Genomic DNA, 12,248 nt, shown 5'->3' with positions numbered 1-12,248 from the left:
AAGCGTACGACTGCAGCGAAAATCACAGCGGACACTTTATTCAGCTCACTACGACGCATTATCCCTATTAAGTGAGTCATTCCATTCATCGTTCCTATTTAATAAATTTGACAGACATAGGCGCTTGCGCTTTTCTTATGTAAAGACAATTTCTAACTGATCGCCGCCAAAGATTTCTTCGTCAAATCGAGAAGGTTGTCCATTTCGAATAATTTGAAACGAACCGGCTCCTTCTGGCATATTCCACTCTGTAAAACGGAAAACATCTTGGAAAATCCAAGGGGTATGTTTTACATGCTTCCACTGTAAGATAGTTCCACTAGAAATATGATCCGATGAGTTTAACTCTTTTTCCCCAATTAGTACGACTGCACAATCTCTTGTAAGCTCGATTGCTTTTCCTTGAAAAGTAAGTGTGATGCGTTCTGCCAATTTCTTCTCCAATTGATCTGCAAGTTGTTGTAATGTTGGAGAGCTTGCTATGTTTATTTCTAATGCATCATTATCCTGTACTGGATAGGAAAGCTTTACGATGTTTCCATTTAACCATATTTTCGACGAAAGTGCAGGAATATAATGGTTTTTACCATCTATTGTAATCGAGTACGGATTCAACTGTGTTATATAATGTTCTTTTCGAATGGCATGTAAAACCTGTTCCACTGTTTGAGGTGTTTCAACCGTAATTTTATCTCTTTCTTTTAATGGGGTATCAAGTGAAATCGTCTCTCCATTAACTTTAACTTTTGGTTCAACTGTATGTAAAGCACCTTGAAAAGTAATCATTTTGACAGCAGCGTCGTCGATTAAATCACGTAAAGAAGCGGAACCTTCATTCCCATTCTCGCCTTCTAATAATTCAATCCTATCTTTATTTTTAATCGTTGCTTTTGTATTTGCTTTCTGTCCATTTAACATTATTACAGCTGGTTTCCCGTGCTGTCCTGGAATATGTATCGTTTGTCCATTCACTTCGACTGAAAGTGCTGCTCCTGGCTTGCCATATAACTTTCGCGTAGGAATATTTGCCGCAAGCAGTGCATCCCCTACAGTCATTTCTTTTAGCTCAAATAGGCGAACGACTTGGTTATTCACTTCTATAGACATATATTGTATTGGTGCCCGTTTGGCTGCAATGGCGATTCCAATCGGTGTAACCAGTTCTGGTGATACTGGAATATGTGTTTCTTTCGTTAAGTTTTGAATAGCGTCGATTCCTCGTACTGCAACCCGATTCGCTGGTAAATTTAGTTTTTCTGCTAAAATCATCGTCAGAGAAGGAGTTAAGCTACCCCCGCCAACGAGCATGACGGCTTTTGGAGGATGGTTATTATTCAATTTAAGAATTTCATTTGAAATGGATGTGGCAAGTTCCAATGTTGCGGGTCTAATAGCTGCTATCATCTCTTCTTTTGAAATATTTTGTTCTAATCCTAAAATATCTTGTATAGAGATAAATTCGTTTGTATTAATCGCTCTTTTTGCATCTTCCGCAAGTGGGAAATCGAGTAAGTAGTAATCACTTAATGCTTCTGTAATTTCATCCCCTGCATTTGGTACCATCCCATATGCGACAACTGTTCCATAATCTGTAATAGCGATATCGGAAGTCCCAGCACCAATGTCTACAAGTGCCACATTTAAACGTCGCATTGTAGGGGGAATTAGTACATTAATGGCTGCAATCGGTTCTAATGTTAAAGCTTCCATTTCTAAATTAGCCCTTTTTAATGCGGAAAGTAATGATTCGACAACTACCCTTGGTAAAAAGGTTGCTATTACTTCGATGGATGCCTCATGTCCTTGTTGGTCAACCAAACTACCAATTTCTTCTCCATCCAATCGGTAGTATAAAACGCTATAACCGACGCAATAATAATGACTAGATTCTTTCCCTGCATCATTTTGCACCAAATTGTTTTGTGCCTGTTGTACGGCAGTAAGTTCTAACCGGCTTACATCATCTTCCGAAAAAATAGGTCTGTTTTTAATATCCATTTTAATCTCTGCTTGTTCTGTTTTTAAAGCTCGTCCAGCAGCAGCTACACTTACTTTTTCAAGTGGTCCATGTTTTTCCTCTAATTGTTTTTTAATCGACTGGATCACTTCTGCCACTTTTAGTACGTTATGTATTTGTCCGTCGACCATTGCTCGTTCTTTATGTTCCTCCACTAGTATATCAACAACATGAAAATTCGCATCGCGTTCTTCCAATATAATTCCTACTACAGATCTTGTTCCAATATCTAATGCAAACAACTTAGCTGCCAATTTCCCACGTCCTTTTTTATCCGATTACTTTAGCGAGTTGAATCGCTAAAATAAAATGCGTGACATTTTCACATACATTGATTATAATATGACTTATACTTAAAAATGTATCATAATTTTCAGTCGATATAAAGTATCGGTGGAAAGAAGAGAGGAGAAATATCTATGAGTCATGTCGATTTAGAAGCTTTACGCAGTCGTGTAGATGAGATTAACGTAGAAATTTTACAGTTAATCAATGAAAGAGCTGGTGTTGTAAAAGAAATAGGAAGAGTGAAAGAAAAGCAAGGTGTAAATAGATATGATCCTCTTCGCGAAAGACATATGTTAGATCACTTGAAAGAAAATAATGCTGGTCCACTTCCACAATCTACAGTGGAGCATATTTTTAAAGAAATATTTAAAACTGCATTGGAATTACAAGTGGATGACCAAAAGAAAGCATTATTAGTATCTCGTAAAAAGAAATCAGAAGATACAGTTGTTGAAATAAACGGAGAAAAAATCGGTACAGGAACGCCTACTTTCATATTTGGACCATGTGCAGTAGAATCATATACACAAGTAGCGGAAGTAGCGGCTGCAATCCAAGGAAAAGGCTTAAAATTAATCCGAGGTGGGGCATATAAGCCACGTACATCCCCTTATGATTTCCAAGGTCTTGGATTAGAAGGCTTAAAAATCTTAAAACAAATTTCTCAAGAGTTTGGTTTAGCGGTTGTTTCCGAAATTGTAACACCTAGCCATTTAGACGAAGCGCTTGACTATGTAGACGTAGTACAAGTGGGTGCTCGTAATATGCAAAACTTCGAGTTATTAAAAGCAGTAGGATCAATCAACAAACCAGTACTATTAAAACGTGGTATAGCCGCTACATTAGATTAATTCATTCATGCAGCAGAATATATTATGTCGCAAGGAAATGACCAAATCATTTTATGTGAACGTGGTATTCGCACATACGAACGTGCTACTCGAAATACATTAGATATTTCAGCAGTGCCAATATTAAAACAAGAAACACATTTACCAGTATTTGTAGACGTTACACATTCAACTGGACGTCGTGATATTCTTTTACCTGCAGCTAAAGCTGCTATCGCAATTGGGGCAGATGGAGTGATGGCAGAAGTTCATCCAGATCCAGCAGTTGCGTTGTCAGATGCGGCACAACAAATGAATTTACAACAATTTGACGAGTTCTACAATTCATTACAAAACTTCATGAAAACACATGAAGTGCATGCATAAGTAGAAAAATTTCACAAAACCGACTCTTCTTGTAGAGTCGGTTTTACTATTTGATTGAAAACTATAGCGTATATCAAGTATTATTTATATATAAAATAAATAGTACAAGATGTGAAGGAGGGATATGCGTTGACTATTACCATTTATGATGTGGCTAGAGAAGCAAATGTGTCGATGGCAACTGTTTCACGTGTAGTTAATGGAAACCAAAACGTCAAGCCAGCAACTCGTCAAAAAGTGTTGGCTGTTATTGAACGATTGGACTATCGACCAAATGCAGTCGCAAGAGGACTAGCTAGTAAGAAAACAAAAACTGTAGGGGTTATTATACCGGATATTTCGAACGTATTTTATGCGGAACTAGTACGAGGCATAGAAGATATTGCGACGATGTATCGCTATAATATTATTTTAACGAATTCTGACCAACAGGCTGATAAAGAGGTGCAACTACTATCTACATTATTTAGTAAACAAGTAGATGGCATTGTGATGATGAGCGACGAAGTAACAAAGGATATGCTAACCGAAATGGAAAGATCGAGCGTCCCAATTGTTTTAGCCGGTACAGTAGAAACATCCGAAAAGTTTCCTTCTGTTAATATCGAATATCACGAAGCAGCAGTTGACGCTGTAAATCGTTTAATCCGAAATGGTCATAAACGTATTGCATTTGTCTCCGGAAATATGGAATCTACCATCGACCGGGTATATAAATTATCTGGTTATGAAAAAGCATTAAAAGAGGCAAACATTGAAATTGATAATGATTTGATAGTTGGTGTGGATAACACATACGATGATGGACATACTGCATGGGAAGAGTTATGTAAGCTTTCGGATCCGCCTACAGCATTTTTTGTAGGCAATGACGAGATTGCCATTGGTTTGATACATGGAGTTCAGGATAGCGGATTGAATGTCCCGAACGATATCGAAGTCATCAGCTTTGAAAACTCTAAGTTAGCAAGAATGGTACGTCCGCAGCTGACAAGTGTCGTATTACCTTTATATGATATTGGAGCCGTTTCCATGCGTTTATTAACGAAATTTATGAACAAAGAGAAAATTGACGAACAAATTGTCGTGTTACCTTATCGAATTGAGGAGAGGGACTCCGTCAAATAAAAAATCACCAGTAGCCAAAGAGGTTACTGGTGATTTTTGTATGATTGCTGCTTGCGAAGTGCATATAGTGCTTTATCTAGCATTTGTTTATTTTTCTCCGTTATTTCCGCTTTACGTGGAATTGGTTCGTATAATGGACTTGGATCCATCCATGTTGGGATAAAGGGAACTGGTGACTCTTTGGACCAACGCTCGAGCCAAGCTTTTGGTAAGTTCCCTACTGGTGTTTTTACATCATTCATTTCCATCCAAAGAAGGGACCAGGCACGCGGCACTACTCGCCAAATATCATAGCCACCACCACCAACAGCAATCCATTTACCACCGCAATACTGATGCGCAAGTTCATGTGCTAGTTTAGGGATCTCTCGATAAATATTCATCGTTCCATATAAATGGGTTAGTGGATCAAAATAATGAGCATCCGCACCATTTTGGCTTAAAATAACGTCGGGTTTGAAAGCCTCTACGATTTCCCTAAGTGCTATGCGATAAATTTCCAAGAAAGATTCATCTTCGGTAAAAGCGTCAATTGGAAAGTTAAAAGAAGTGCCATACCCTTCTCCAGTTCCTCGTTCCGTAATATTACCAGTGCCAGGAAATAAATATCTACCCGTTTCATGTATGGAGACCGTACATACATTTGGCTCATCATAAAAGCTCCACTGCACGCCATCCCCATGATGTGCATCTGTGTCGATATAAAGAACCCGCGCATTGTATTTTTGCTGCATATATTTAATAGCTACGGAACTATCATTATATATACAAAATCCAGAAGCTCGTCCTTTAAATCCGTGGTGGAGACCTCCACCTAAATTAAGTGCATGTAATGATTTTCCTTCCATCACATAATCTACTGCAGTTAGCGTACCTCCGACAAGACTTGCACTAGCTTCATGCATATGGGGGAAGATAGGTGTGTCTTCTGTCCCAATTCCATAGCTTTCATATATGGAAGTATCGGTTGTTTCCAAGCTCGCTTTTTTGACAATTTCAATATATTGGGGGTCATGTACTAAACTCAATTCTTCATCTGTTGCAATTCGAGGTACTATGATATCCGATGGGGATAAGGCGTTCATTTCTTCCAATAAATCGACCGTTAAAGTTAGTCGTTTTTGGTTGAATGGATGTGTATCTGAAAATTTATAGCCTAACAGATCTTCTGAAAAGACAAATACGGCATTTTTTTTCATAACATCATTCCTGGATGATTCGGCCATAATACTTCGAAGCCATCCGCACGTATTGCTTCGATTAACTTAAGTGGATTCATCGTTTTCACACGAAGCACTAAAATTTTATAATCGACATTCGTTTTATCAGGATATACGAGCACGCTTAATACATTTACTTTTTGTGCATAAAAAACTTTAGAAACTTCAAATAATATGCCAGGTTTATTTGGGACACGAACTTCAATTTGGGAGCCCGGTTGATGAGCGCCAGTAAGTTCTATAAATTTATACAATAAGTCAGATTCTGTAATCATACCAACTAGTTTTCCTTGAGACACTATAGGTAAGCATCCTATTCGGTTATCATAGAAAATGGTGGCGGTCTCTTCTAAAAAATCTAATGGATGACCGACGATTGGATTTTTAGACATAACTTTTTCCAATGGCAACTCATACACTTCGAGATTTTTATAGGTCAATAAGGTAGATGGCGTTGCTTCTTTTAAATCGCGATCCGTTACAACTCCTAATACTTCTTTGTCTACATTAACGATTGGAATATGGCGAATTCGTTTTTCTTTTAATATTAATAACGCATCATTGATTGTATGCGTTGGTGTTAAAGTCGGTACTGAAGTATTCATAATTTCCTCTACTAGCAATTACATACACCCCTTTAGAAAAATATAGATTTTCTATCTAGTACATGAATCGGTTCATAAATCGTAACTGATCGAATTGTTGAATAGACTTATTGTTTACGCGACTTCCAATTTTAGCCATTAAACAGTTAGCAGGATGTGAACTAATCTCCGGATCATCCGTTGCAAAATATTCAAGTCCACCAGCTTGCATCATTTTTTCCATCACTTTGCGGTACTCCCAAACATTTAAACCAGTACCTTTTAAATCCCAATGCCAATAATATTCTGTTGTAATCGTTATATAATCTTCCATCGCATCATCCATCATTGAAACACGTAAAAGTGTTTTGCCAACACCTGTTCCACGAAACTTTGGAATTACTTCAATTGCCCCTAATTCTATTAAATTTTCCATCTTCCCTTGCGACCATCTTTCCAAAGGATCTGGATAGAGAAATGTACAGTAGCCAACGATAGTCTGTTGATCTCGTACAATAATAATCCTTCCTTCCGGCAATTTGGCGATTTCAATAATTGCTTTATGCTGCTTGGCGGGTGCCCGAAAAGCTACTAAGTCTTCATGGAACGCTAAACTTGCTATTTTTTCTGTAGGAATTGGCCCTTCGATAATGACTACACCATGTTTTGTTTCTACTTCTAACGAATTAAATGTCTTTTCGTGTATCACAAGTTCACCACCTATAAAAATAAACACATCTAAAACTATTATACATGATTTCTACGAAAAGAAGATGGATGTATAAAACACAACGCAAAACATTCTAAAAAATAAAAAGATTGGCAAAAATGTGAGCGTGTATTGTAGAATAGAAGTGTATAGTTTTTGTATAGTTATAGAAAGGGTGAAAAGGATGAAAGTAGTAGAGATGTTACCAGTGGTACAAGGGGATTATCAGTTAAAGGATTATGAAGAAACGGCAAGAACATTTAAGTGGGAAGATGCTGAGAAAAATTTTTCTTGGTATAAAACAGGAAAAGTAAATATGGCATATGAAGCCATTGATAGACACGCAGAATCCGATAAGAAAAACAAAGTAGCACTTCATTATCAAGACGCAGATAGAAAAGAATCCTATACGTATGCTGATATGAAAGATTGGACAAACAAAGCTGCCAACGTATACAAAGCGCATTCTAACTTAACAAAAGGGGATCGTCTATTCATTTTTATGCCTAGATCTCCAGAATTATATTTCTCTCTTTTAGGTGCTGTGAAGATGGGAGTTATTGTAGGACCCCTTTTTGAAGCATTCATGGAGGGGGCAGTATATGATCGATTATTGGATAGTGATGCAAAAGCTATTGTAACAACTCCAGATTTATTGGGAAGAATTCCTTTAGATAAATTACCACATTTAGAGTCGGTATTTTTAGTAGGAGATAACATAGAGGAAACAGAAAAGATTATCGACTTCAATAAAGCATTACATAATGCTTCGGAAGCGTTTGATATTGAATGGGTAGATAAAGAAGATGGGCTGATTTTACACTATACATCAGGTTCCACAGGGAAACCGAAAGGAATTTTGCATGTACATTACGCAATGGTTCAACAATATCAATCGATGAAATGGGTTATGGACATCCGCGATGAAGACGTATATTGGTGTACAGCTGACCCTGGCTGGGTAACGGGTACTTCTTACGGGATATTCGGGCCTTGGTTAACTGGAGCGACGTCACTTGTTCTTGGTGGACGTTTTTCACCTGATGCTTGGTATAATGCAATTGAAGCATATAAAGTAACAGTATGGTACAGTGCACCAACTGCATTCCGAATGCTAATGGGAGCAGGGGATGCTGTCGTAGAGAAACATAATTTATCCTCTCTTCGACATATTCTATCTGTTGGGGAACCATTAAACCCAGAAGTAGTAAAATGGGGAATGCAAGTGTTCCATTTACGCATTCATGATACTTGGTGGATGACGGAAACAGGGGCGCAAATGATTTGTAACTTCGGTTGTCTGCCGATTAAACCTGGATCTATGGGTAAACCACTTCCAGGGTTAGAAGCTGCAATTATTGACAACCAAGGAAATGTTGTTCCACCATTCACAATGGGGAATTTGGCGATTAAAAAAGGTTGGCCATCAATGATGCGTCAAATTTGGAATAATAAAGAAAAATATGAGTCTAGTTTTATGAATGATGAATGGTATTTTTCAGGGGATTCTGCCTATATGGATGATGAAGGATATTTCTGGTTCCAAGGAAGAGTAGATGATGTCATCATGACTTCCGGTGAACGAGTAGGTCCATTTGAAGTGGAGAGTAAGCTAATCGAGCATCCTGCTATTCTAGAAGCAGGAGTAATTGGCAAACCGGATCCTGTGCGTGGAGAAATTATTAAAGCCTTTGTTGCGCTAAATGAGGGGTATGAGCCTTCGGAAGAACTAATCGCGGATATTCAGCAATTCGTGAAAAAAGGATTAGCTGCGCATGCAGCACCAAGAGAAATTGAATTCAAAGATAAGTTACCAAAAACGAGAAGTGGTAAAATTATGCGCCGCGTTTTGAAAGCTTGGGAGTTAAAACTACCAACGGGCGACTTATCTACAATGGAAGACTAATTGAAAAGCCACAGCAACCTGAATTAGGTAGCTGTGGCTTTTGCTTTTATCTTTATCTTCTCGCTGATGATGTGTTTACTTCTCCGGATGGTTCTTCTTCAACTGGTGGAGTAGTTATGATTTCGTCATCTATAATATCAACATCTTCCTCTTCCGGAGTTGTTGGAGGTGTAACAGGTTCAACTGGCGTTTCCGGAGGTGGAGCTTCTAGCGACACGATATTGGAAGCGCCTGATTGTAAACCAGTTATGTCTACAGATACAATAATATATTGACCAGGGCCATTAATTGTATAACTTGGGGACTCTGCTTCCGCCTTTGTTGCTACAAGTACCCTTTGTCCATTCACAACTTGGAACACACGGTAACCAACAACATCAGATGATGCTGATTTGGACCATGTGATGTTGTTACCTGATAGCGTAGCATTTACTGCAGAAGGTGGACTACCATCAGCTTTAAATGATTCTTCAGACACAACATTGCCACCGAAACTAGAATTCTCTGGGAACAGCTTGCTTGCATTTCCTCCGAATCTACCGAGCATTCGTTTAATAAAGTCTTCGTTCACCCCGTACCCACCTTGAATGACAAATTCACTAGGTGTAGAATCTAAGGCGCGGTATCTATTTCCGTTTATCACGACATACGATGAAGAGATTAAACTATCATCCGCAGCGGTCGGTAACATAGCTGCAGCGTTAAATAAATCAGATTTAACTAAGCCTGCTTTTGCACAAGCATCGGAAGGAGCTAGTCCTGAAATTCCGCAGAAAGATCTGGTTACGACACCTTCAGGAGCTTGGAAAGCATTCGGTGCATCAATTAATTCTGGTGAAACATCGTACATGGCATTCATCATATTAGACCACAACATATTAACACGTACACTTGGGTGGTTATACCGATTATTCATATAAAATAACGATTTTGTATTATCATCATATCCAAGCCAAACACCTAAAGAGACATTTGGATTGTATCCAACGAGCCATGAGTCATTATGATTTTGGGTTGTACCAGTTTTAGCGGCGAAATCAGATTGGAATTTAAGTCGAGAGTTCGCTAACTTTGCTGTTCCTTCTGATAATACGTCTCGCATCATATCGGTAATAATATAAGCTGTTGCAGGACTGAAAACTTGTACTGGAACAGTTTCATGTTCAAAAATAATATTTCCGTCCACGTCTTCAATCTTTTCAATCATATAGGCATCGATAAATTGACCGTTATTTGCAAAGGTGCCAAACGCATTTGTATTTTCTTCTACGGTAGCACCATTCGTCATTCCACCGATAGAAAGGGCATGGTTTGCATATTCATTTTCTTCAATATGCTTAAATCCCATTTTCATTAAAAAATCAGTAGGTTTACGATCCATGATTAAATCATATAAGCGAATGGTTGATAAGTTTTGGGAAGTCGCAAGTGAACTACGTGCAGAAATAATTCCTTTTTCTTGTGCAATTGTATAGTTGGCTGGTGATTTAGCCCAAGTTGTTCCTTTTAAATTATCCAATTTAATATCCACTACTGGGCTTCCAGCACCGATGACACCATATTCGATTGCAGGTGCATATACAAGTAAAGGTTTCATCGTTGACCCAATTGGTCGAACTGCTTGTGTAGCGTGATTATATTGTTCTAAATTATAATCTCGTCCACCGAGAAAGGTTAATATTTTTCCAGTGCCATTTTCGATAAGCATACTTCCAACTTGAACCGGAAAGTCTTTTGTAATGATCTCGCCGGTATTTGGATCCTTTACTTCTTTCACATACGTATGTCCGTAATATTCAAATTCATCTTTTACTTTTAACATTGCTTCGAACATTTCTTTATTAATCGTAGTATGAATTCGGTATCCACCTGTTCGAATAGAGCGCTCGGCTACAATATCATATTTCTCGAATAATTTCGGTTCTTTTGCTAATCTTTCAGGATCGATTCCATCCGCACTAGCTAGTTGACCTCTTAAGATTTCCTTCACACGGTTTTCTACTTCAAACGTTAACCAAGGATATTTGTCTTCAGCCACGGCTTCCGGCTCTCTAAAATCTTGTGTAATATCGTATTTTACTGCAGAATCATATTCTTCTTGTGTGATATAACCAGTTTCTTTCATACGATATAAGACTGTTTGCATTCGTTCAATACCGGGCTTTAATGCTTCCCCTTCTTTTTTTTCTCCACCTTGTCTAAAAGGGGTGTAAGCAAAGGGAGCTTGTGGAATCCCAGCGATATAAGCTGCTTGTGGTAATGTAAGATCCTTCGCTTTTACATTAAAGATACCGTTTGCAGCTGTTTCAATTCCTGCAATATTTCTTCCATTTGCATTTCGTCCGTATGGAATGATATTTAAATAAGCTTCTAATACTTCTTCTTTTGTCATGAAATGTTCCAAGCGCATTGCTAATAAAATTTCTTTCGCTTTTCGTTCATATGAAACTTCATTTGTTAAAATTTGATTTTTAATTAATTGCTGCGTTAAAGTAGATCCACCAGTTTGTGTATCTGAGTTTGTAAAATCTTGAAGTAAACCGCGAAAAATGGCTTTTGGTACGATTCCATTATGTACTTCAAAATATTCATCTTCTGTCGCAAGTACCGCGTCAATAACATATGGTGAAACGGAAGCAAGTTTTGTTTCCGTCCGTTCCAGATCGGTTCTTAGTTTTCCTAAATAGACATTCTCTGCGAAATAGATTTCAGACGTTTCTTCATAATTAAAAACATTTGCTCTCATTTCTTCTTTATCTCGAAGCGGCTCCTCTTTTACAAGTGATGCGAAATAACCGGCACCAACAGAAGCAGCAAATACTCCGAACGCAAGGAATATTACAAGGAATAATAAGCATAGGTTCCATATTACACCAGATGAAATTCGCAAACCTTTCGCCCATTTAGTAGACTGCCATTCATTCATTTTCTCTGTATAAAATTGGATTTTCTCGATCCACTTTTTCATTGATTACTCGACCCCCAAATCAAGAATTATTATACCATAATCGTCTATAAGTAGACGATAGTTATTGACATACGTTTCAGATTAGGTAAAATAGGTATATATTTTCACTTTATTTAGCTGGGGTTCAAGCCCCAGCTAAATAAAGTGAAAAGCCTGCGGTGGATGGTCAAGATTTTGAATTGAGCTAGCTCAATTCAAAATAATTCAAAAT

At 37.9% G+C, this 12,248-nt stretch carries 7 protein-coding genes and 1 pseudogene; 3 read left to right on the top strand and 5 right to left on the bottom strand.

Annotation, left to right across the window (positions count from 1 at the left end; all coding sequences use genetic code 11):
• Nucleotides 1–135: 135 nt before the first annotated feature.
• The gene (locus AC1DFT_RS12595; RefSeq protein WP_478159103.1) at nucleotides 136–2,271 is read right to left on the bottom strand and encodes a cell division protein FtsA; all 2,136 of its coding nucleotides are present in this window, start codon (nucleotides 2,269–2,271) and stop codon (nucleotides 136–138) included.
• A 165-nt stretch (nucleotides 2,272–2,436) separates the two neighbouring features.
• Between AC1DFT_RS12595 and AC1DFT_RS12590 the strand changes: the two are divergent.
• Together AC1DFT_RS12590 and ccpA are read left to right on the top strand one after the other, a co-directional pair.
• A pseudogene (locus AC1DFT_RS12590) lies at nucleotides 2,437–3,522 on the top strand (bifunctional 3-deoxy-7-phosphoheptulonate synthase/chorismate mutase).
• Between the two features lie 129 nt (nucleotides 3,523–3,651).
• Nucleotides 3,652–4,650 (top strand): catabolite control protein A, encoded by a 999-nt coding sequence (gene ccpA, locus AC1DFT_RS12585; protein WP_478159102.1) that lies wholly within the window; start codon nucleotides 3,652–3,654, stop codon nucleotides 4,648–4,650.
• A 23-nt stretch (nucleotides 4,651–4,673) separates the two neighbouring features.
• Here ccpA and AC1DFT_RS12580 read toward each other — a convergent pair whose 3' ends face one another.
• Genes AC1DFT_RS12580 through AC1DFT_RS12570 form a run of 3 tightly spaced genes read right to left on the bottom strand, consistent with a single transcriptional unit; the run spans nucleotide 4,674 to nucleotide 7,163 of the window.
• Nucleotides 4,674–5,876, bottom strand: a complete 1,203-nt coding sequence (locus AC1DFT_RS12580) for an acetoin utilization protein AcuC (protein WP_478159101.1) — start codon at nucleotides 5,874–5,876, stop codon at nucleotides 4,674–4,676.
• A complete protein-coding gene (locus tag AC1DFT_RS12575; protein ID WP_478159100.1) occupies nucleotides 5,846–6,493 on the bottom strand; it encodes an acetoin utilization AcuB family protein in 648 nt (215 codons plus the stop codon). Before AC1DFT_RS12575 ends, AC1DFT_RS12580 begins: the two co-directional genes overlap by 31 nt.
• 37 nt (nucleotides 6,494–6,530) lie before the next feature.
• Entirely contained in the window at nucleotides 6,531–7,163 is a 633-nt protein-coding gene (locus AC1DFT_RS12570) for a GNAT family N-acetyltransferase (RefSeq protein WP_478159099.1), read from the bottom strand.
• A 184-nt stretch (nucleotides 7,164–7,347) separates the two neighbouring features.
• On the opposite strand from AC1DFT_RS12570, the gene acsA reads away from it, so the two are divergent.
• Nucleotides 7,348–9,069 (top strand): acetate--CoA ligase, encoded by a 1,722-nt coding sequence (gene acsA, locus AC1DFT_RS12565; RefSeq protein ID WP_478159098.1) that lies wholly within the window; start codon nucleotides 7,348–7,350, stop codon nucleotides 9,067–9,069.
• Between the two features lie 52 nt (nucleotides 9,070–9,121).
• On the opposite strand, the gene AC1DFT_RS12560 is transcribed toward acsA, so the two are convergent.
• Nucleotides 9,122–12,037, bottom strand: coding sequence for a transglycosylase domain-containing protein (locus tag AC1DFT_RS12560; protein WP_478159097.1), 2,916 nt, complete (start codon nucleotides 12,035–12,037; stop codon nucleotides 9,122–9,124).
• Nucleotides 12,038–12,248 lie beyond the last annotated feature (211 nt).

The sequence above is a fragment of the Psychrobacillus sp. 05T411 genome, assembly GCF_056396485.1.
Note: the sequence above shows the minus strand (reverse complement) of the source record. Positions and strands in the feature narration are given on the sequence as shown.